The sequence below is a fragment of the Tritonibacter sp. SIMBA_163 genome, from assembly GCF_046535935.1.
GTDB lineage: Bacteria > Pseudomonadota > Alphaproteobacteria > Rhodobacterales > Rhodobacteraceae > Epibacterium > Epibacterium scottomollicae.
Genome location: NZ_JAWJBP010000002.1, coordinates 360,833 through 379,900, shown reverse-complemented (window position 1 = coordinate 379,900; position 19,068 = coordinate 360,833). Strand labels below are relative to the sequence as shown.

At 59.1% G+C, this 19,068-nt stretch carries 21 protein-coding genes and 2 tRNA genes; 17 read left to right on the top strand and 6 right to left on the bottom strand.

What is annotated here, in order from left to right; all coding sequences use genetic code 11:
- Positions 1 to 27: 27 nt before the first annotated feature.
- Positions 28 to 960 (top strand): methylenetetrahydrofolate reductase, encoded by a 933-nt coding sequence (locus tag R0J92_RS05725; RefSeq protein WP_411051006.1) that lies wholly within the window; start codon positions 28 to 30, stop codon positions 958 to 960.
- Positions 961 to 963: 3 nt separating this feature from the next.
- Complete coding sequence (locus R0J92_RS05720) at positions 964 to 2,025, top strand: methyltetrahydrofolate cobalamin methyltransferase (RefSeq protein WP_411051005.1); 1,062 nt, start codon at positions 964 to 966, stop codon at positions 2,023 to 2,025.
- 268 nt (positions 2,026 to 2,293) lie between these two features.
- Here the strand turns inward: R0J92_RS05720 and R0J92_RS05715 are convergent.
- Positions 2,294 to 2,383 (bottom strand) — tRNA-Ser (locus R0J92_RS05715).
- 121 nt (positions 2,384 to 2,504) lie between these two features.
- Here R0J92_RS05715 and R0J92_RS05710 point away from each other — a divergent pair.
- The 7 genes from R0J92_RS05710 to R0J92_RS05680 all read left to right on the top strand — a co-directional run bounded on the left by R0J92_RS05710 (position 2,505) and on the right by R0J92_RS05680 (position 8,921).
- Positions 2,505 to 3,380 carry a DUF2059 domain-containing protein gene (locus R0J92_RS05710; protein ID WP_411051004.1) on the top strand — a complete coding sequence of 292 codons (876 nt, stop codon included), beginning with the start codon at positions 2,505 to 2,507 and terminating at the stop codon, positions 3,378 to 3,380.
- Between the two features lie 236 nt (positions 3,381 to 3,616).
- Positions 3,617 to 4,219 carry a 50S ribosomal protein L21 gene (locus tag R0J92_RS05705; RefSeq protein WP_106163633.1) on the top strand — a complete coding sequence of 201 codons (603 nt, stop codon included), beginning with the start codon at positions 3,617 to 3,619 and terminating at the stop codon, positions 4,217 to 4,219.
- 12 nt (positions 4,220 to 4,231) lie between these two features.
- Entirely contained in the window at positions 4,232 to 4,501 is a 270-nt protein-coding gene (gene rpmA / locus R0J92_RS05700; protein WP_106163634.1) for a 50S ribosomal protein L27, read from the top strand.
- Between the two features lie 210 nt (positions 4,502 to 4,711).
- Positions 4,712 to 5,248 carry a GNAT family N-acetyltransferase gene (locus R0J92_RS05695; protein ID WP_411051003.1) on the top strand — a complete coding sequence of 179 codons (537 nt, stop codon included), beginning with the start codon at positions 4,712 to 4,714 and terminating at the stop codon, positions 5,246 to 5,248.
- Positions 5,249 to 5,422: 174 nt separating this feature from the next.
- Positions 5,423 to 6,469, top strand: coding sequence for a GTPase ObgE (gene obgE, locus R0J92_RS05690; RefSeq protein ID WP_411051002.1), 1,047 nt, complete (start codon positions 5,423 to 5,425; stop codon positions 6,467 to 6,469).
- A complete protein-coding gene (proB, locus tag R0J92_RS05685; RefSeq protein ID WP_411051001.1) occupies positions 6,457 to 7,563 on the top strand; it encodes a glutamate 5-kinase in 1,107 nt (368 codons plus the stop codon). Before obgE ends, proB begins: the two co-directional genes overlap by 13 nt.
- Before the next feature lie 92 nt (positions 7,564 to 7,655).
- Positions 7,656 to 8,921 (top strand): glutamate-5-semialdehyde dehydrogenase, encoded by a 1,266-nt coding sequence (locus R0J92_RS05680; RefSeq protein ID WP_411051000.1) that lies wholly within the window; start codon positions 7,656 to 7,658, stop codon positions 8,919 to 8,921.
- Between the two features lie 74 nt (positions 8,922 to 8,995).
- Here the strand turns inward: R0J92_RS05680 and R0J92_RS05675 are convergent, their stop codons facing one another.
- Positions 8,996 to 9,592, bottom strand: coding sequence for a histidine phosphotransferase family protein (locus tag R0J92_RS05675; RefSeq protein WP_106163639.1), 597 nt, complete (start codon positions 9,590 to 9,592; stop codon positions 8,996 to 8,998).
- Positions 9,593 to 9,621: 29 nt separating this feature from the next.
- Between R0J92_RS05675 and R0J92_RS05670 the strand changes: the two genes are divergently transcribed.
- The 5 genes from R0J92_RS05670 to tsf all read left to right on the top strand — a co-directional run bounded on the left by R0J92_RS05670 (position 9,622) and on the right by tsf (position 13,409).
- The gene (locus R0J92_RS05670; RefSeq protein WP_106163640.1) at positions 9,622 to 9,804 is read left to right on the top strand and encodes a DUF3553 domain-containing protein; all 183 of its coding nucleotides are present in this window, start codon (positions 9,622 to 9,624) and stop codon (positions 9,802 to 9,804) included.
- Between the two features lie 108 nt (positions 9,805 to 9,912).
- Positions 9,913 to 10,674, top strand: a complete 762-nt coding sequence (locus R0J92_RS05665; RefSeq protein ID WP_411050999.1) for a GNAT family N-acetyltransferase — start codon at positions 9,913 to 9,915, stop codon at positions 10,672 to 10,674.
- Positions 10,671 to 11,516, top strand: a complete 846-nt coding sequence (locus R0J92_RS05660; protein WP_411050998.1) for a lysophospholipid acyltransferase family protein — start codon at positions 10,671 to 10,673, stop codon at positions 11,514 to 11,516. The genes R0J92_RS05665 and R0J92_RS05660 overlap by 4 nt, the downstream gene beginning before the upstream one ends.
- Before the next feature lie 169 nt (positions 11,517 to 11,685).
- A complete protein-coding gene (gene rpsB, locus R0J92_RS05655; protein ID WP_106163643.1) occupies positions 11,686 to 12,453 on the top strand; it encodes a 30S ribosomal protein S2 in 768 nt (255 codons plus the stop codon).
- A gap of 80 nt (positions 12,454 to 12,533) precedes the next feature.
- Complete coding sequence (gene tsf, locus R0J92_RS05650) at positions 12,534 to 13,409, top strand: translation elongation factor Ts (RefSeq protein ID WP_411050997.1); 876 nt, start codon at positions 12,534 to 12,536, stop codon at positions 13,407 to 13,409.
- A gap of 407 nt (positions 13,410 to 13,816) precedes the next feature.
- Here the strand turns inward: tsf and R0J92_RS05645 are convergent, their stop codons facing one another.
- The gene (locus tag R0J92_RS05645; protein ID WP_106163645.1) at positions 13,817 to 14,572 is read right to left on the bottom strand and encodes a LuxR family transcriptional regulator; all 756 of its coding nucleotides are present in this window, start codon (positions 14,570 to 14,572) and stop codon (positions 13,817 to 13,819) included.
- Positions 14,569 to 15,018: a type II 3-dehydroquinate dehydratase gene (gene aroQ / locus R0J92_RS05640; RefSeq protein ID WP_317386214.1), complete on the bottom strand. Its 450-nt coding sequence runs from the start codon at positions 15,016 to 15,018 to the stop codon at positions 14,569 to 14,571. Before aroQ ends, R0J92_RS05645 begins: the two co-directional genes overlap by 4 nt.
- Before the next feature lie 564 nt (positions 15,019 to 15,582).
- Between aroQ and R0J92_RS05635 the strand changes: the two genes are divergently transcribed.
- The 3 genes from R0J92_RS05635 (at position 15,583) to R0J92_RS05625 (ending at position 17,729) form a co-directional block, all read left to right on the top strand.
- Positions 15,583 to 16,620 (top strand): phosphotransferase family protein, encoded by a 1,038-nt coding sequence (locus tag R0J92_RS05635; protein ID WP_411050996.1) that lies wholly within the window; start codon positions 15,583 to 15,585, stop codon positions 16,618 to 16,620.
- A gap of 138 nt (positions 16,621 to 16,758) precedes the next feature.
- Complete coding sequence (locus R0J92_RS05630) at positions 16,759 to 17,460, top strand: enoyl-CoA hydratase/isomerase family protein (protein WP_411050995.1); 702 nt, start codon at positions 16,759 to 16,761, stop codon at positions 17,458 to 17,460.
- An 80-nt stretch (positions 17,461 to 17,540) separates the two neighbouring features.
- A complete protein-coding gene (locus tag R0J92_RS05625) occupies positions 17,541 to 17,729 on the top strand; it encodes a hypothetical protein (RefSeq protein ID WP_106163649.1) in 189 nt (62 codons plus the stop codon).
- A 229-nt stretch (positions 17,730 to 17,958) separates the two neighbouring features.
- Here R0J92_RS05625 and R0J92_RS05620 read toward each other — a convergent pair.
- Both R0J92_RS05620 and R0J92_RS05615 read right to left on the bottom strand, forming a co-directional pair.
- Positions 17,959 to 18,035, bottom strand: a tRNA-Arg gene (locus R0J92_RS05620).
- Between the two features lie 189 nt (positions 18,036 to 18,224).
- Positions 18,225 to 18,791 (bottom strand): YcbK family protein, encoded by a 567-nt coding sequence (locus R0J92_RS05615; RefSeq protein ID WP_106163650.1) that lies wholly within the window; start codon positions 18,789 to 18,791, stop codon positions 18,225 to 18,227.
- Positions 18,792 to 19,068: the final 277 nt, after the last annotated feature.

The following is a 19,068-nucleotide window of genomic DNA, read 5'->3' as shown; positions in this document are numbered from 1 at the left end:
GCCCTCACTTCACTATGGGAGGCCGCCATGGCTTTGCTGAACTTCAAGAAACGCGCATCCGAGACCGAACTCACCGTAAATCCGCAGGTCGAAAGCTTCCTGCAGGACTATTCGATCGAGGTCATGCCGCGCACCGCACAGAAGGTCGAGGATTTCCGCGAGCTGCTGCCCGCCGGAACGCGCGTCTATATCGCCCATATCGAAGGCACCCCGATCGAGGAAATGGTCGCGACCGCCAAGCGCCTGAATGACGACGGCTTCCCGGTGATGCCGCATTTCCCGGCTCGGATCATCAAGGATGAGGCCACTCTGGCCGACTGGATCGCGCGCTACCAGGGCGAGGCAGACGTCAAGCAGGCGCTGATGCTGGCGGGCGGCGTGGCGACACCGCATGGTGATTTCGACAGCTCCATGCAGCTGCTGGAAACCGGCCTCTTTGACAAGGCGGGCTTTACCAACCTGCATGTGGCGGGCCACCCGGAAGGCAACAAGGACATCGACCCCGATGGCTCGATGAAAAACGTCTCCGAAGCGCTGTCCTGGAAACAGAAATTCTCCGAGCGCACGGATGCCAAGATGGCGCTGGCGACGCAGTTCGCCTTTGAGGCGAAGCCAATCATCGCCTGGGCCAATGGCCTGAAAGACGCGGGCATCGATCTGCCGATCCACATCGGAATCGCCGGTCCCGCCAAGCTACAAACTCTGATCAAATTCGCCATCGCTTGTGGCGTCGGCCCGTCGCTGAAAGTGCTGCAAAAACGCGCCATGGATGTCACCAAGCTGATGCTGCCCTACGAGCCCACCGAGGTGCTGACCGAACTGGCAGCCTACAAGGCGGCGAACCCGAATTTCAACATCACCAACGTGCATTTCTTCCCCCTGGGCGGCATCAAGACGAATGCCACCTGGGCCATCAACAATGGCGGCGAGTCCACGCAGCCTGTCAAACAGCAAGGATAATCAATGACCCGTACTGTCGTAGAATCTAAGTCAAAAACCGCCATTCTGGGCTTTGACCAGCCGTTCTGCGTGATCGGTGAGCGGATCAATCCCACCGGCCGCAAGAAGCTGGCTGCGGAGCTGGAAGCAGGCGATTTCTCCACCGTGGAGAAAGACGCGCTCGCACAGGTGATGGCGGGGGCCAACATCCTCGATATCAACGCGGGCGTGGTCTACAATTCCAACCCCAACCCCAATGAGACTGAGCCGCCGCTGATGACCAAGATCATCGAGCTGGTGCAAGGTCTGACCGACACGCCGCTGTGCATCGACTCCTCTGTTCCCGCCGCGCTTGAGGCTGGTCTGCAGGCCGCCGAAGGCCGTCCGCTGCTGAACTCCGTCACCGGCGAAGAAGAACGTCTGGAACACGTTCTACCACTGGTTAAGAAGTACAATGTTCCGGTGGTGGCAATCTCCAACGACGACACCGGCATTTCCGAGGATCCCGAAGTCCGCTTTGAAGTTGCGCGCAAGATCGTGCAGCGCGCCGCTGACTTTGGCATTCCCGCGCATGACATCGTGGTTGACCCATTGGTGATGCCGATCGGCGCGATGGCGACCGCGGGCCAGCAGGTCTTTGCCCTGGTGCGCAAACTGCGTGAAGAGCTCGGCGTGAACACCACCTGCGGGGCGTCCAACGTGTCCTTCGGCCTGCCGAACCGTCACGGCATCAACAACGCCTTCCTGCCGATGGCCATGGGTGCGGGCATGACGTCTGCGATCATGAACCCGGTCGCGCTGCCGGTGAACCAGAAGGCGATCACCGAGAAAAAGGAACAGGTTGCAGCCGCTGGCATCATCCTGCCCGAAGACATCGATGACGAGACCTTTGTGACCCTGTTCGGCCTCGGCTCCACCAAGCCGCGTGCGGGCAAGGAGATGGAGGCGATCCGTGCCGCCAACCTGCTGACCAACAACGACCCGCATGGTGGCGACTGGATCAAGTTCAACAAGGCCCCAGTCAAAGAGGGCGAGGAAGCCCGTGGTCGTGGTGGTCGCGGTGGCGGTCGTCGCCGTCGCGCCTGATCCGCGGCCTTTGAGATATGCAAAAAGCCGGGTTTATCACCCGGCTTTTTCTATTGTGGTTCATTGTCTCGTAGTGGAGACCGCCGCGCGTTCCAGATTTTGCAAACAAGGCAGTGCGATCAAGGCCGCGGAGCAAATCGAGACGCGCGAAACATTAAAGTCGTCGCGCGTAGGATGCAGGTCGAGTTATCTGCTGAGACATGTCTGTGACGTGCCCGCACGCTATCCAGTGAAGCTGACAACTCACTTTGAATATCGTGGGGAATAATGGCGGAGAGACAGGGATTCGAACCCTGGGAACCCGTGAAGGCTCAACGGTTTTCGAGACCGCCCCGTTCGACCACTCCGGCACCTCTCCGCGGGGGGTGTGAGGGCGTTTAAAGGTGATTTTCACCACGTGCAAGGGGCGAAATCACAGTTACTTCAAGAAAGTGGGATTTTGTTTTGCGCCGGCGAAGCAAGCCCCTACATTCTCCACTATGATCATCACTCGCACAGCGTTCCGCCGCCCCGCCACCCGTGTCGCGCCTCTCTTGCGCAGTCTCTGCGCGCTTGCCGCGTGCCTCGTTCTCTTTCAGCCCAATCCGGCGCGCGCTGTGGAGCGGGATCAGATCAAAGCCTTCCTCGAGGTGACCGGCTTTGACGTCGCGCTCGAGAGCATTGCCCAATCCGCGAGCGATGCGCCGGCGATACTGGGTGCGGATGCTGGCGACTTCGGTCTCGAGTGGGAGCGCCTGACAGAGGAGGTCTTTGCTCCGGATCTGATGCAGACGATGGCGCTGGATATACTTGAGGACACGCTGTCCTCGGAGGCGCTGTTCCACGCAGCCGAATTCTACGCCTCGGATCTCGGTCAGCGGCTGGTCGTCGCTGAGAATGCATCCCATCAAAACCAGGACGCCACCGCCGCGCGTGAGGCGGGTGAGCAGCTGATCAGCGACCTGGTAGAGAACAGTGACCCGCGAGTCGCCCTCTATCGGGACATGAACACTGCGATCGGGGGCACTGATACGGCAATCCGGGCGGTGCAGGAAATCCAGTTCCGCTTTCTGATGGCAGCCTCGGCAGCGGGTGTAATTGACATGCGGATCGATGCGGATGGGTTGCGCGCGCTGATGAAGGCACAGGAAGGCGAGATGCGCCGCAGCATGGCCGCGTCCAGCCTTGCGAACTCTGCTTATACCTATAGGGACTTTTCGGCCGACGAGGTCGCAGCCTACGTAGAGGCGCTGGAGGACCCGTTGATGCAGGAGGTCTATGAGCTTCTCAATGCGATCCAATATGAGATTCAGGCCAATCGCTTTGAAGAACTGGCTCACCGCATGCGGGAGCTGCAACCGGTTCAGGATCTGTGATCAAGGGCCGGGCATGGCGGCTGCCCCCTTTTTTAGGTATGCGCTGTGGATAACGGGTTGACTTAGGGCTGCATCAAGGTCAAAAGCCCGCATCCCGGCCCGGAGTCTCCGCGCCGGGGTTTATTGTCATACCGCCCCGATCAAGGGGCGCGCTGTTCGAGGTGAGAGGGCACGGCCCTGTCGCAAACACCCCGAAAGGGGGACCGAAGGACGCGGTGAGAAAAGGAAAGACTGAAATGTTCGCAGTCCTAAAGACTGGCGGCAAGCAGTACAAAGTTCAGGCGGGCGATATGCTCCGCGTGGAAAAATTGTCTGCAGACGCTGGCGAAACCGTACAATTCAATGACGTTCTGATGATCGGTGGCGACAGCCCCGTTGTCGGCGCTCCGCTCGTGTCCGGCGCTGCCGTTCAGGCGGAAGTGGTCGATCAGATCAAGGGTGACAAGGTCATCAACTTCGTCAAACGTCGTCGTAAGCACTCCTCCAAGCGGACTGTCGGTCACCGTCAGAAGCTGACCCTGGTCAAGATCACCGAGATCCTGGCCTCTGGTGCGGATGCCTCCGGCGTCAAAGCGGCAACTGGCAAAGGCGACGCGGCTCCGGCTGCCAAAGCGCCGAAAGCCAAGGCTGCCAAAGCTGCTGCGCCCGCAGCCGCTGGTTCCGACGACTTGACCCAGCTGACCGGTGTTGGTCCCGCTGCTGCAACGAAGTTGCAGGCCGCCGGCCTCACCACCTTCGCTCAGATCGCAGCCTTGTCCGAAGACGACATTGCTGGTATCGAGGCCGTCAAGATCAAACCCGAGTGGGTTGAGCAGGCCAAAGAGCTGGCTCAAGGCTAAGGAGAGACAAGAATGGCACATAAAAAAGCAGGCGGTTCGTCCCGTAACGGTCGCGACTCCGCAGGTCGCCGTCTTGGCGTGAAACTGTATGGTGGTCAGTCGGCCATCTCCGGTAACATCATCGTGCGTCAGCGCGGCACCAAGTTTTGGCCGGGCGAAGGCGTTGGCATCGGCAAAGATCACACCATCTTTGCAATCGCCAACGGCAACGTGACCTTCCACAAAGGCCTCAAGGGCCGCACCTTTATTTCGGTTCTCCCGGCGGCGGAGGCCGCTGAGTAAGCCGAACCTAAGGGTAGTAAAAACTTCAGGGGGATCGGTTATACGACCGGTCCCTCTTTTCGTTTTTGATGGGAATTTTCAAAGCTGCGAGAGACCTGAGGCACGGCCTGCCTTGTTTCTTGAACCGGCGCGTCCCATTTCATCGGCAACGGGATGGAGGAGCAAGTCCTTGTTCTGCCGATATTATGAGTATTGAGGAGGATCGAGGTCATGGATTTGGATCAACTGGATCAACAGGCCATAATCAACGCAGATCGGTTCGACCTGCGCCCCCTGCGTCCGTCGGATGCCGGGTTGATTGCCTATTATGCAGGGGACGCGCGGGTTGCCAAGATGACCGCTCCGATCCCGCACCCCTATCCGCCTGGCGCCGCCGAAGCCTATGTGAAGCGCGCGATGGAAGCGGAGAAGGGGGAATTCACCTGGGCCATTGACGGCACCAAGGATGAGAACGCCGAGCTGATGGGGGTGATCTCCCTGAAATCCATGGATCGCAACCAGTCGGAGGTTGGCTATTGGGTGGCGCCGCCATTCTGGAACACCGGCTTGGCGTCCATGGCTGTTCAGTTGCTGGTGGAAACCAATCCCCTGGGCGATGCCGCCATGTTCGCAAGCGTGTTTCAAGATAATCCTGCCTCGGCACGGGTTCTGACCCATTGCGGGTTTGAGTATCTGGGCGATGCGGAGGATTTCTCCGTTGCGCGCGATGCAAACGTGCCGACCTGGACCTACAGCCGCAAGCTGTAAGGCCAAAAGACACAGATCAACGCGGGCGCGTCAGGCGGCGGGCTCGCGTGTTTGATCCATGGCCTGACCCGCGCGAGGCGCGCCACAGCCATGCACAGACATCAATAGACGCAGGGTTGAGCCATCCCCTGAATTCAAGTATTGGCGATCCAGCTCTAACACTGAGGCCCACTCATGAAATTCCTCGATCTGGCAAAGGTCTACATTCGCTCCGGCGCCGGCGGGAACGGATGCATCAGCTTCCGACGCGAGAAGTATATCGAATACGGCGGTCCCGATGGCGGTGATGGCGGCAAAGGCGGTTCGGTCTGGGTTGAGGTCGTGGACGGCCTGAACACCCTGATTGATTTCCGCTATCAACAGCACTTTTTTGCCAAGAACGGCCAGTCGGGCATGGGGCGTCAGCGCTCCGGCAAGGACGGCGAAGACATTGTCCTGCGGGTGCCTGTGGGGACCGAGGTCCTTGATGAAGATGAAGAAACCGTTCTGGCGGATCTGACCGAGATCGGCGAGCGCTTCCTGCTTGCGAAGGGTGGTAACGGCGGTTTTGGCAACCTGCACTTCAAGTCCTCCACCAACCAGGCGCCGCGACGTGCAAATTCCGGCCAGGATTGCGTTGAACGCACCATCTGGCTGCGGCTGAAACTGATCGCCGATGCAGGTCTGCTGGGACTGCCGAATGCCGGCAAGTCGACCTTCCTGTCGTCGACCTCCAACGCGCGGCCGAAGATTGCCGATTACCCCTTTACCACCCTGCACCCGAACCTCGGCGTGGTGGGGATTGATAATACCGAATTTGTGATGGCCGATATTCCCGGCCTGATCGCAGGCGCGCATGAGGGTCGCGGTATTGGCGACCGGTTCCTCGGCCATGTGGAACGCTGCGCGGTGCTGCTGCATCTGGTGGATGGCACCTCGGAGACGGTGGCCGAAGATTACCGCACCATCATCAATGAGCTGGAGGCCTATGGCGGCGAACTGGCCGACAAGCCCCGCGTGACCGCGCTCAACAAGATCGACGCGCTGGATGACGAGGAACGTGCCGAAGCCCGTGCTGCACTCGAAGCAGAGGTTGGCGGGCCGGTGATGATGATGTCCAGTGTCAGCCGCGAAGGTCTGGATGGTGTGCTGCGCGCAGTCCGCTCCCAGATCGACGATGACCGCCTGCGGATCAAACAGGCGGAGGCATCTGAGGAGGAGGACTCCCCTTGGCAGCCCTGACCACGGCCCGACGGGTCGTCATCAAAGTCGGCTCGGCGCTTCTGGTTGACCGCAGCAGCGGCTCCCTGCGTCAGGACTGGCTCCTGACGCTGGCCGAGGACGTGGCACGATTGAAAAGGCAGGGCAAGGATGTGATCCTGGTTTCCTCCGGCTCCATCGCGCTGGGGCGTGGCGTGCTTGGACTGCCATCTGCGGAGCTGCCGCTGGAACAATCCCAGGCCGCCGCCGCCGTCGGACAGATCCGCCTGGCCCGCGCCTATGAGGAAGCCCTTGCCCCGCATGGGATCACCACGGCGCAGGTGCTGGTCACGCTGGAGGACAGCGAGAACCGCCGCCGCTACCTCAATTCCCGCGCCACGCTGGAGACGCTGATCGGCCTTGGCGCGGTGCCCATCGTCAATGAAAACGACACCATCGCCACCGATGAGATCCGCTACGGCGACAATGATCGGCTGGCGGCGCAGGTCGCGGTGACAGTGGAGGCTGATGTCTTGATCCTTCTGTCGGATGTGGACGGGTTCTACAGCGCCAATCCCGCGCTTGATGCGGGTGCCAAACGCTTTGACCGGATCGACACCATCACGCCCGAGATCGAGGCTATGGCGGGCGACGGGGTCTCGGGCCTGTCCAAGGGCGGCATGATCACCAAACTGCTGGCGGCCAAGATGGCAACCGCTGCGGGCTGTGCCATGGCGATCACCGAAGGGTCGGTGATGTCGCCGGTGCGTGCCCTGGAAGAGGGTGCGCCTTCGACGTGGTTCACCGCACAAGGCGACCCGCAGGTGGCGCGCAAACGCTGGATTGCCGCGATGAAAACCCGTGGTGTGATCACCATCGACGAAGGCGCGGCGACAGCGCTGGCCAATGGAAACAGTTTATTGCCCGCAGGGGTGCGTCATGTGGAGGGCGATTTTGGCCGCGGGGAACCGCTGGCCATCCTCGGCCCAGACGGGCGCAAACTGGGGCAGGGGCTGAGCCGCTATACAGCGGAAGAAGCCCGGGCCATTCAAGGGCACCGCTCCGCAGAGATCGAGGACATCCTCGGCTACGCGGGACGCGCGGCCCTGATCCACCGGGATGACATGACCCTTTGATCCTGTCATTCTAAGGACAGCGAGAATTTTCTCCGGCGCATGACGTGGCGGAGAGACTCGAACCCCGCCTGGGAAAGAAAAGGGCATATGACATGAAAGATCTCGACAACATCCCCGCGCTGATGGCGGAGATCGGCACGCGTGCGAAACTGGCGGCACAACATCTCGCTACCGCAAGCGCCGCGCAGAAGGAACAGGCACTGAACGCCGCCGCAGAGGCCGTCTGGGCCGCGCGCGCCGACATCATTGCCGCCAACGCCCGGGACCTGGAGTTTGGCCGCGACAAGGGGTTGTCCGCGGCGATGATGGACCGGCTGATGCTGGACGAGGCGCGTATTCAGGGCATCGTTGATGGACTTCGGGCCGTGGCTGCACAGGAGGATCCGGTTGGTGCCGTCCTAGACGAATGGACCCAACCCACGGGCCTGCGCATTCAACGCGTGCGCACACCGCTCGGCGTCATCGGCGTGATCTACGAGAGCCGCCCGAACGTAACGGCAGATGCGGGTGCGCTTTGCCTCAAGTCCGGCAATGCGGTGATCCTGCGCGGTGGCTCCGAGAGCCTGCATTCGGCGCAGGCGATCCATTCCTGCCTTGTCACAGGTCTGCGCACGGCGGGGCTGCCGGAAGACGCGGTGCAGCTCGTGCCGACCCGGGATCGCGCGGCGGTGCAGGAACTGCTGACCATGACCGATCATGTGGACGTGATTGTACCGCGTGGCGGCAAGGGGCTGGTCGGGCTGGTGCAGCGCGAAGCCCGCGTGCCGGTCTTTGCTCACCTCGAGGGCATCGTGCATATCTACATCGATAAACACGCGGATCGCAAAAAGGCCATCGACGTGGTCCTGAACGCCAAGACCCGCCGCACCGGTATCTGCGGCGCGGCTGAATGCCTGCTGATCCATCAGGATGTGGCAGAGAGCATCGGCAAGGACGTGCTGGACCTGCTGGCGATGGGCGGGGTGGAAATCCACGCCGAGGAAGGTCTGCCCGGTCCCGACGATATGCAGATCGCCACGGCAGAGGATTGGGGCAAGGAATACCTGGATGCGATTATCGCCGCCAAGAAGGTTGCCAACATCGACGCAGCGATCGCTCATATTCGCACCCATCACTCGGCCCATACCGATTGCATCATCACCGAGGATGACGCGGCGGTTGCCCAGTTCTTTACCGAACTTGATAGCGCGATCCTGATGCACAATGCTTCCACCCAGTTTGCAGATGGGGGCGAGTTCGGCATGGGGGCCGAGATCGGCATTGCCACTGGCAAGATGCATGCGCGCGGTCCGGTGGGGGCTGCGCAGCTCACCAGCTTCAAATACCTTGTGCGCGGTGACGGTACAGTTCGTACCTAAAGCCAAGCAAATACGCCGAAACCAAAGAACGCCGCTGGAATTCAGCGGCGTTTCTCATTGTATCAGCGAGGGCTTCAGAAGCTGATCGAAATCTTCTCAAGGCTCTGATTGAATGACAATTGCCTGTCTGCCTCGCGCGCCGCAGCCGGCAACAGAGCGAACTGCACGAGAGCGGGCGTAATCTCCACCTCGGCTGCGTCGGTTGTGAGGCTGGCCCACAGGTTTTCGTCAACATTGATTTTGCGACCTTCTCCGGTCACGGTCCAGCCATCCGTGCTGCGAAGGATCTGGATTGTGCCGCCATAGGGCAGGGCGCTTTCCAGGCACAGACCAGCGAGAAACGCCATCCGCACATCACGCCGTGCTGCAGCCTCCTGCGAGGACCAGTTGTAGTTGATACGCGCGCCTTTGCTGACATCGCCGAGCACGCTTGCGATCTCCATGCGGCCCAGTTCCTGCTCACCGGCGGCACCGAAGGCGACGCGAAAAAACCGAATGCGAGCATTGGCATTGTTGACGCTGTCAGAGATCAGCTCCAATTCCGGCCCCTCGAGCGAATTGGACATGCCCAAAAGCTCCAGACCGTTGTTGATCGCCCCAACCGGGCTGATCAGATCGTGACAGATCCGTGAACCTACCAATGCGGCCAAATTGGCGCTATCTACACCCATAACATTCCTCCAATAGGGCCATTCAAAACATGAACGACCTGAATACCATCTTCGCACCCGGCATGTTTGCCCGACACCCCGACCACCCGGAATGGGGGCTGGGGCAGGTGCAGTCAAACGTGGGCGGCAAGATTACTGTCAACTTTCCCGACCAGGGCAAGGTCGTTTTCGATGGCGCGCGCATTGCCCTTGTTCCAGTCTTTGATCCGTAAAAACGGTTTATGAAACGTTAACCAAACGCATACAAGTGTGCATATATCTTGCGCGCGAATATGCCTATGCGCTATTTGCCCGCCAAAAAGTAAGGATAAAGCAGAGCCATGCAGGACGGCGCGCCAGAGTTTTCCGTGAGAATTGCCGAAACTGAGCAGGACCTGCGAGCCGCGCAGGCCCTACGCTACGAGGTCTTCGTGCGTGAGTTGGGCGGCAGTGGTGCGATGGTGGACCATGAGGCCGGATTGGAGCGGGACAAGTTTGACCCGTACTTCGACCATATGCTTGTAAGCGATGACCGCTTGGGCGAAGTGGTGGGAGTCTACCGCCTGCTGCGCAGCGATCAGGCGCAAAAGCTGGGCCAGTTCTACTCCGAAGATGAATACGATCTGTCGGCATTGCGCAGCTCCGGGCGCAAACTTCTTGAGCTGGGCCGATCCTGTCTGCATGCCGAGTATCGCGGCGGTATGGCGATGTTTCACCTCTGGAACGGACTGGCCGCTTATGTCGCGGATCACGAGATCGACGTTCTGTTTGGGGTCGCCTCTTTTCACGGCACGGATCCGCAGGCTCTGGCGCAACCCTTGTCGCTGCTGCATGCCAATCATTTGGCGCCAGAAGATTTGCGCGTACGTTCAAGAGCCTACCAGCCGATGAACCTGGTGGACGCGGATCAGATTGATCGCCGCGCCGCGATGGTGGAAACACCCGCGCTGATCAAGGCCTACCTGCGGCTCGGTGGATTTGTGGGGGATGGGGCCTATGTGGATCACGCGTTCAACACCACTGACGTCTGCCTGATCCTCGACACTGCGCGGATGAATGAACGTCAAAGCCGCCTCTATACGCGCGGGACCGCCGCTGAATGACCGTCAGCTGGAAGAGTGAGACACCGCCGGAACAGGTTCGGATTACGCCGATGGGATGGCTGCGGGTCGGTCTACGTGGCACCGCCTTGGCGATGCTGGTCTTTGGTTGCCTGTTGCTCTTGCTATTGGTGCGTCTGATTGAACGTCCCGTTTGTGGGGTGCAGCGGCCGGTCACGCCCTTCATCACCATGTTTGTCTGCCGCAATGCATTTCGCATCCTGGGCTTGCGCTTTGACACCAAGGGCGCGCGGATGCATCACCCAGGTATCATTGTCGCGAACCATACGTCATGGCTCGATATTTTTGCCCTCAACGCACGCAAACGGATCTATTTCGTGTCCAAATCCGAAGTGGCGGCATGGCCCGGCATTGGCTGGCTGGCGCGCGCCACCGGCACGGTGTTCATCGAACGTGATCGCAAGAAATCCAACCAGCAGAAGGCGCTGTTCGCACAGCGTCTGAAAGCAGGGCATAAGTTGCTGTTCTTCCCGGAAGGCACCTCAACCGACGGTCTGCGGGTGCTGCCGTTCAAGACGACACTGTTTGCTTCACTGTTTGAGCCAGAGTTGCGCGATATCCTGTATGTGCAGCCGGTTTCGGTGGTGTTTCATGCCCCAAAGGACGCCGAGCGCCGGTATTACGGCTGGTGGGGGGATATGGATTTTGGCAGCCACCTGCTGAAGGTGCTCGCGACCCAGCCGCAGGGCAGGGTGGAGCTGACCTACCACGCCCCTGTTGCGGTGCAGGCGTTTCAGGATCGCAAGGCGCTTGCTGCTTATTGCGAGGAGACAGTGCGCAAGGGGCACATGCAAATGCGCAAGCAGCTGCCGGAACAGCGCTGAGACGTTGGTTTTGCGCTTGCGCACCTGTCCAAGCTGGCTTATACGCGCGCCATCGAACCCACAAGCGGGGTTTGGCCTGATCGGGGGAGACATCCCTGACAGACCGCCGGTTGGCCGCGAAAGCGTCTGAACCCCCGCTGAGGATAAAACCGGAAAAGGATAGAATAGCATGGCTCTTCCCGAGTTCTCCATGCGTCAGCTGCTGGAAGCTGGCGTACACTTTGGTCACCAGACGCAGCGTTGGAACCCCCGTATGGGTCCGTTCATCTACGGCGCGCGCAACGGCATCCACATCATGGACCTGACGCAGACTGTTCCGATGCTGGACCAGGCACTGACCGCGATCCGTGACACCGTTGCCAAAGGCGGCCGCGTTCTCTTCGTTGGCACCAAGCGTCAGGCCGCAGCGCCGATCGCCGAAGCTGCAGAGAAATCCGCGCAGTACTACATGAACCACCGCTGGCTCGGCGGCACGCTGACCAACTGGAAAACCGTTTCCCAGTCGATCAACCGCCTGAAGGAAATCGATGAGCGTATGGCAGCCGGCGCCGACGGCCTGACCAAGAAAGAGCGTCTGCACATGGAGCGTGACCTGGAGAAGCTGCAAGCCTCTCTCGGCGGTATCCGCGACATGGGCGGTGTTCCTGACCTGCTGTTCGTCATCGACGTCAAAAAAGAAGCACTGGCCATCGCCGAAGCCAACAAACTGGGTATCCCGGTTGTGGCCATCGTCGACACCAACTGCTCCCCCGATGGCGTAGACTACATCATTCCGGGCAACGACGACGCGGCCCGCGCGATCACGCTTTACTGCGATCTGGTTGCTCGTGCAGCTCTGGACGGCATGACCGCTCAGATGGGCGCTGCCGGTGTTGACCTCGGCGCACTGGAAGAAGCACCGGTCGAGGAAGCGGTGGCAGAAGAAGCCAGCGCCTAACCCGACAGCGTGTCATCGATTTGACATGTGGGGCAGGTTAGACCTGCCCCAAACCGCATTTGACTTGAGGAGAGGCCAAGATGGCAATCACTGCAGCAATGGTGAAAGAACTGCGCGAATCCACCGGCGCAGGCATGATGGACGCGAAGAAAGCACTGGTCGAAAACGACGGCGACATGGAAGCCGCTGTTGACTGGCTGCGCACCAAGGGCCTTGCCAAAGCGGCCAAGAAATCCGGCCGTACCGCCGCAGAAGGCCTGGTGGCCGTGGTCGTCGACGGTGGCACCGGTGTTGCTGTCGAGGTGAACTCCGAAACCGACTTCGTTGCGAAAAACGCCGATTTCCAGGCCATGGTGTCTGGCATTGCCAAAGCAGCCCTGACTGTGTCCACGGTTGAAGAACTGGCAGAAGCGGATCTGGACGGCAAAACTGTCGCCACCACCGTGACCGACAAGATCGCCACCATCGGCGAGAACATGGCGCTGCGCCGGATGGCGAAGCTGGAAGGTGAAACCGTCGTGTCCTACGTGCACAATGCGGCCACCGACGGCATGGGCAAAATCGGCGTTCTGGTTGCACTGACCGGCGGCGACGAGGCGATCGGCAAGCAGGTTGCGATGCATATCGCAGCTGTGAACCCGGCGGCTCTGTCCGAGGCAGACATGGACCCGGCGATCGTCGAAAAAGAGCGTCAGGTTCAGATCGACATCGCGCGCGAATCCGGCAAGCCGGAGCAGGTCATCGAGAAGATGATCGACGGTCGCATGAAGAAATTCGTTGCTGAATCCACCCTGCTGAACCAGCAGTTCGTGGTGAACCCGGACCTGACCGTGGAAGCGGCAGCGAAGGAAGCAGGCGCGACCATCACCGGCTTTGTTCGTGTGGAAGTTGGCGAAGGCATCGAAGTCGAGAAAGAAGACTTCGCAGCTGAGGTGGCCAAAGCCGCAAAAGGCTAAGCCTAGGTCGCAGCATTGAGCTGATTTGACCCCGGTGCGCGTGTCGCGCCGGGGTTTTTCTATGCGCTATTGATGGCCTTCTGCCGAAACGCTGACAGCGGATCGAAATGACAGCCGACCGAAGCGCGCGCTATCAAGTACCTGATCTGAGATGAAATGGGGGGAGTGGTCTCCGGCTGTTGACGCGGAAGAATACACGCCAACAACCAGACAGGTCAGAGAGCCTTGAAATAGCAAGGTTCGTTTCCCGAAGTCCCTAGGCTAAGCCACCACTCACGGAACAGTTGTATAGTGCCGCATAAACACCCGTAGGTGAAGTGCTGTTTTCCTTACCTTGTGAAAGGCTTATCGCATGAAATGTTCGCCGAACTGTCACCAGCCCGTTTCAATAGTCGACAGCCGCGCGCTTAGTATTCGATCGCGTACATCTGATTGTGTAGTGCTGCCTTCAGGATCGCCTGAGCAGTCGTTTCGACTGACAGGGCTTCTCGCGCAAGACGCAGGTGCTTTTCAATGGTCGCGGTGGTCAGCCCCATCAACAACGCGATGTCCTGGGTCGTCTTCCCATCACCCACCCACTGCAAAACTTCGCGTTGGCGCCGCGTCAAACCACGATTGGGGGCGTTATAGGGCAGGGTGAGGATCTTGAGATGGGCGACATTGTTCATCAACACGATGTCCTGACCATGCTCGGCCCAGATCTGATCCACGTCCGCCTGACGCAATTCGCGGCGCGCTGCCAGGGCGATGGCGCCCTTGAAGCGATCCGTCGCGGAGTTGAAGCTGATGGTGTAGCCCGCATGCACGCCCATCTTCTGGTTGAAATCGTGAACCGCCTGCGCCTTGCAATCAAGACGTCCTTGCGCGGCCAACTCATGCGCAATCCCCCAGCTGGCAAAGCCTTCGTTTTGCAGCGCCCAGGTCAGCATCGGCGCGTGAGAGTAGAGGCCATCACCCAGAAATCCGCTCAGATATTCGGGGCTGTGGTTCGATAGGACGACGAAGTCATCAGGGTCGCCGAGAGACGTCTTTGTCTTGAAAAGAGTATAGCCATAGATCAACCGATCAAACCCGAACCGGCTCATTTGACGGACGTGGCCATGCCACAGCTCTTCGATCGAATTGCACTGCGTGACGTAGTGAAGATATTCGGACGTGATCATGGATCTTGTTTGCCCGAACAGTGCTGAACAAGCGCATCCAAGGCCAACAGATAGCCGAACGACCCAAAACCACAGATCTGCCCGATCACCGCCTTGGAGATGTAGGAGGTCTGCCGGAAGGCTTCACGCGCATGAATGTTCGACAGATGCACCTCGATCGTGGGCAGCTCAACCGAGTAGATCGCGTCCATCAATGCAACGGACGTATGGGTATAAGCGCCCGCATTGAGGATGATCCCGGCGTGCGTCCCTTTGGCTGCATGGATCTGATCCAGCAACGCGCCCTCATGGTTTGATTGAAAGCAGCTGACCTCAACCCCGAGTGTGGTGCCGTGGCGTCGGCAACGATCCTCGATCATCTCCAACGTCTCGGACCCATAGACCTCCGGCTGACGGGTCCCCAGCAGGTTCAGGTTCGGGCCGTTGAGGATCAATACGCGCGTCATTTTCTGTCCTTTCAGGGCATCGACCAGTATCAGCGTGATCGCCCATCGTGTTCTTCTTTACCCGTTGATCGTAGCTCCTGCGAACACAGGCACAACGAACGTATTCTGCACTTCTGCTCCAGACCGCGAACCGGTTGAAGGCGTTAGAAACATGCTAATGTTTTTCATAAAATGCCATGCTGGCAAAGGAAGAGCCAGTTTCACGAATATTTTGATCCACCCAAACGCGAGAGTCGAGGGGGAAATACGCGCGAAAGGCTGTCAGTCATGAGGCATCGGCACGGGGGCACCTCGTATCCTGACAGAGGGTGTGATCTGGTATGACGTGACGTCGCCATTCCGCCCCCTACGTTGTACCGGGGCCGTCCGGCTGACATCCTCGTCATCAGATGTCCGCCGCGCGCGTCAGGTTCCAGCAGGGGATCATCGGGGATCGGGGAGCTCGCATTGAGTAGAACACTATCGCAGCCAACCCTGCACTTGTGTCGTGTAACGCCGTGGCGCCTGGAGAGTTTCGTTTGTTTCTGGTTACTTGAAAGTGACAGTTGATGCAGGAGTTTTCGCATGAGTACCTCCACGGCGCAGCTCGACACCGAAGCCGTCGCGCGCTTTGTCTCGGGAAGATTGCCGGGGTTCACAGAGGCTGTGACTGCGCAAAAGTTTGCAATGGGGCAGTCGAATCCGACCTATCTCTTGCAGGCCGGTGACCACAGATATGTTCTGCGGCGCAAGCCTTTGGGAACACTTTTGAAATCAGCACATGCTGTGGACCGGGAGTTCCGCGTCCTCACAGCGCTGCGCGGGACTGCGGTTCCAGTTCCGACCGTGCATCTCCTGTGCGAAGACGAGGACCTTATTGGCTCTGTCTTCTACATCATGGATCATGTCGAGGGCAGGACGTTCGGCGAACCCCGGCTGCTTGAATTGCCTAGAGCTGACAGAGCTGCAACGCTGGACGAGATGAATCGCGTTCTTGCAGAATTGCATATGATCGATGTGGATGACGTCGGGCTTTCTGATTATGGGCCACCTGGCAATTATTTCGCGCGGCAGTTGGCCCGCTGGTCCAAGCAGTACCACAGCTCGCAGACTGTTCGCATCGATGCGATGAACGCGCTGATCAGAGAACTGGAAGCCACTCTGCCAGAAGATGATGGTCAGCGAACGCTGGTACACGGGGATTTTCGGATCGACAATATGATCTTCAGCCCGGACGGGCGACAGTGCCGCGCCCTGCTTGATTGGGAGCTTTCTACGCTTGGCCATCCCTATGCGGATCTCGCCGGTGTCATCATGCAGTGGCAAATGCCGCCCGGCAGCGAGGGCCGTGGGCTTGCCGGCGTGGATCGTGCCGCGCAGGGGCTGGTCACTGACACGGCCTTCGTTCATGCGTACTGCGACCGGCGGGGCCTGACGGGAATTCCCGATTTTGGTTTCTATCTCGCGTTCAGTTTTTTTCGCATGGGCGCGATCCTGCAAGGGGTTTTGAAACGCGCTCTGGACGGTAATGCGTCCAATCCAGAACAGGCGCAGAAGCTTGGCAGTTATGTTCCGCAGTTCGCACGCGCCGGGTTGGATGCGCTAGAGAAACCGGATCTTTAGAGTCGCAAACCCATACAATTGAACGCGTCTTCCCCTGCGTTGGTAACACATTGGCAAACCTCAAGGTCCAGAGTCGGACGTGGTGGGCGTACAGTTTTTTTCTGCATACGCCGTTAAATCGGGAATTTTGGGGGCAATATGGAACGCGACGAATGGCTCAACCGCCGGCTACATGGTGATGGGGTGGTTGAACTGCAGCTTGGACACGCACCGGAGAACCAGCTAACACAGGATTTTCTGAGAGATTTCACACTTCAAATCAAAGAGATGTCCGTCGATCCTGATGTGAAGTCCGTTCTCCTCAGCAGCCCGTTCAAGGATTTCTCAACTGGCGTTGCACCTGATGCAAGTGCGGTTGGGGCGGATCTGAACGCGGCCTTTCTCGCACTTTATGCATGTCCGAAACCGGTGGTGATCGCCTCTGTCGGTCTCTGCTCCGGCGCCGGCATGTTCTTTGTTCTTGCCAGCGATGTGCGTGTCGCGCACGCGCGTGCAGGTTTCGAGATGACTGAGGTTCAGCTTGGCTCCGAATATCCGATTGCGCTTATGGAGATTGCGCGGGCGTCGCTGGACAGCAACACGCAAAGGCGCCTGATGTTGACGGGGCAACGTCTCGGTCCGATTGCGGCGCGCAATGCCCAAATCATCGAAGTGATCGCTGACGATTTGGAGGACCTGCACGGCTATGCACTGAAGGAGGCACGTAAACTCGCGGCTCTGCCTGCAGAGGCTTTCGCGCGGATCAAATTTGAATTGCGTGCTGGCACGATCAATCGGATCGAAGATCTCTTGGACGCAACGCTATCGCAGGATCAGACCACACCGCGCATGGCCGGCTGACACGGGGATACGACACTTGGCGCCGCCGCTCTGCCGTTGTAGGGAAACGGAAACAAATGGGCTGCAAGAGGCGAGGGACCATGAAGGGAAACAAGATCGAAGTGAGCCGCACGGACGATGGAAAAATCCTCGTCAACAAGGGCACATGGACCGATGTTTTCCCCGAGGACCAGCGAGAGCCCTGGGCGCAGTGGTATGAACAGATGCATACGCACTACGCCTACGAAGGCTATGCAGACATGGCAAAGGCCTTGCGCGCATTGACGTAGCACAGATCGTGCCCAAGGCGCTCGTGTGTCAGCCTTTACACCGCAAAGGGATCACGTCGGGCTGCATCACCCTTCGCGGCGCTGTTTCAGTTTGACCTGCGACTTTGAGAATGTCGCCGACCGCAGTCTGTCAGCGCTGTATGGAACGTATCGCGCGCAAGACTAACAGCATCTTGCCAAGAGGTAGCAAAGGCTGCGCGCTTCGAAAACCGTCAATGTTTTGATGTAATGGCGCACCTGAGAGGATTCGAACCTCTGGCCTCTGCCTTCGGAGGGCAGCGCTCTATCCAGCTGAGCTACAGGTGCGTCTGTGAGGGCGGATATACGCGGATGTCGAAAAGTCTGCAATGAAAAAAACGCGTTATCCGCGAATTCGTTACGCTCATCTCTACGACAACAAGCCGGCCTCAATACGCGGCGCACACGCCGAAACGACAAACGGCGCGCTGTAAGATGACAGCGCGCGATCCCGATACAGGTCAACAGTCTTGACGTTCAGCCGCGCCACGTGCGGACAACGCCGCAATCCATATGCACGAAATTGGAGCCGTAGTAGCGACCAACGCCACCTGCTTTGCACGCCTGAGCAGCCTGCGCCATCTGACCAACAGAGCGCGAGGCAAGACGCAGATCGGCGGCCTGACCCGACATGTGCAGCGATTTCTTGGCCACACCGCGTGACCGGCTGCGAAGCATCGCGTTGGTTTGCGGGCTTCTATAACCAGACAGCAGGAGGTAGGGCTCGTTGACCTCGAGGAGGTTCAGAGAGGCTGACATGATGTCAATCGTGCGCAGATCAATCGACTTGACCTGATCGGTCCGCCAATCGCGCATGAAATGATTAACTTCCTTGACGGCATCTTTGATATACTTGCCATCAATCCAGTAGATCATATCCAAACGCTCGCCTGTACGGCCTGAATACATGCGAATTCTACGGATGTCGCCGCCTCCGCGAAGGAAGCCGGCGGCCTGAGAGTATGTTGGGGCTGCTGCGACTGTTGTGGCCGCAAATGCCTTCAAGAGTGCTCGACGGGAAAACCCGGTATTTTTTTCTGCCATTGTGATGAGCGTTGTCCCATACGCTTTTGTGGTCACAGGTCCCGATATTTCGGGTACCTTTTCGCGCCTTTGTTGCGCAGCTGTTGTATGGCACAGCAGGAATCAGCTGCCAACAAATGAATGGCGGGCCATCCGAATGTGGTGTTTTTTCGGCAGAAACTTGCGCAACAGGGGAGGTGAGAGGTCATTTTCCCCCTCATCGCATGGAACAATTCGCGGTTATTGGGGCCTGACGGCATCATCGCCACACCTTCGGTACGCCTGATGCAAATGTGAG

Excerpts from the sequence above, each read along its gene's own strand:
- R0J92_RS05725 (WP_411051006.1), top strand. The coding sequence starts at position 28 with ATGGCTTTGCTGAACTTCAAGAAACGCGCATCCGAGACCGAACTCACC.
- R0J92_RS05720 (WP_411051005.1), top strand. The coding sequence starts at position 964 with ATGACCCGTACTGTCGTAGAATCTAAGTCAAAAACCGCCATTCTGGGC.
- R0J92_RS05710 (WP_411051004.1), top strand. The coding sequence starts at position 2,505 with ATGATCATCACTCGCACAGCGTTCCGCCGCCCCGCCACCCGTGTCGCG.
- R0J92_RS05705 (WP_106163633.1), top strand. The coding sequence starts at position 3,617 with ATGTTCGCAGTCCTAAAGACTGGCGGCAAGCAGTACAAAGTTCAGGCG.
- rpmA (WP_106163634.1), top strand. The coding sequence starts at position 4,232 with ATGGCACATAAAAAAGCAGGCGGTTCGTCCCGTAACGGTCGCGACTCC.
- R0J92_RS05695 (WP_411051003.1), top strand. The coding sequence starts at position 4,712 with ATGGATTTGGATCAACTGGATCAACAGGCCATAATCAACGCAGATCGG.
- obgE (WP_411051002.1), top strand. The coding sequence starts at position 5,423 with ATGAAATTCCTCGATCTGGCAAAGGTCTACATTCGCTCCGGCGCCGGC.
- R0J92_RS05680 (WP_411051000.1), top strand. The coding sequence starts at position 7,656 with ATGAAAGATCTCGACAACATCCCCGCGCTGATGGCGGAGATCGGCACG.
- R0J92_RS05675 (WP_106163639.1), bottom strand. The coding sequence starts at position 9,592 with ATGGGTGTAGATAGCGCCAATTTGGCCGCATTGGTAGGTTCACGGATC.
- R0J92_RS05670 (WP_106163640.1), top strand. The coding sequence starts at position 9,622 with ATGAACGACCTGAATACCATCTTCGCACCCGGCATGTTTGCCCGACAC.
- R0J92_RS05665 (WP_411050999.1), top strand. The coding sequence starts at position 9,913 with ATGCAGGACGGCGCGCCAGAGTTTTCCGTGAGAATTGCCGAAACTGAG.
- R0J92_RS05660 (WP_411050998.1), top strand. The coding sequence starts at position 10,671 with ATGACCGTCAGCTGGAAGAGTGAGACACCGCCGGAACAGGTTCGGATT.
- rpsB (WP_106163643.1), top strand. The coding sequence starts at position 11,686 with ATGGCTCTTCCCGAGTTCTCCATGCGTCAGCTGCTGGAAGCTGGCGTA.
- tsf (WP_411050997.1), top strand. The coding sequence starts at position 12,534 with ATGGCAATCACTGCAGCAATGGTGAAAGAACTGCGCGAATCCACCGGC.
- R0J92_RS05645 (WP_106163645.1), bottom strand. The coding sequence starts at position 14,572 with ATGATCACGTCCGAATATCTTCACTACGTCACGCAGTGCAATTCGATC.
- aroQ (WP_317386214.1), bottom strand. The coding sequence starts at position 15,018 with ATGACGCGCGTATTGATCCTCAACGGCCCGAACCTGAACCTGCTGGGG.
- R0J92_RS05635 (WP_411050996.1), top strand. The coding sequence starts at position 15,583 with ATGAGTACCTCCACGGCGCAGCTCGACACCGAAGCCGTCGCGCGCTTT.
- R0J92_RS05630 (WP_411050995.1), top strand. The coding sequence starts at position 16,759 with ATGGAACGCGACGAATGGCTCAACCGCCGGCTACATGGTGATGGGGTG.
- R0J92_RS05625 (WP_106163649.1), top strand. The coding sequence starts at position 17,541 with ATGAAGGGAAACAAGATCGAAGTGAGCCGCACGGACGATGGAAAAATC.
- R0J92_RS05615 (WP_106163650.1), bottom strand. The coding sequence starts at position 18,791 with ATGGCAGAAAAAAATACCGGGTTTTCCCGTCGAGCACTCTTGAAGGCA.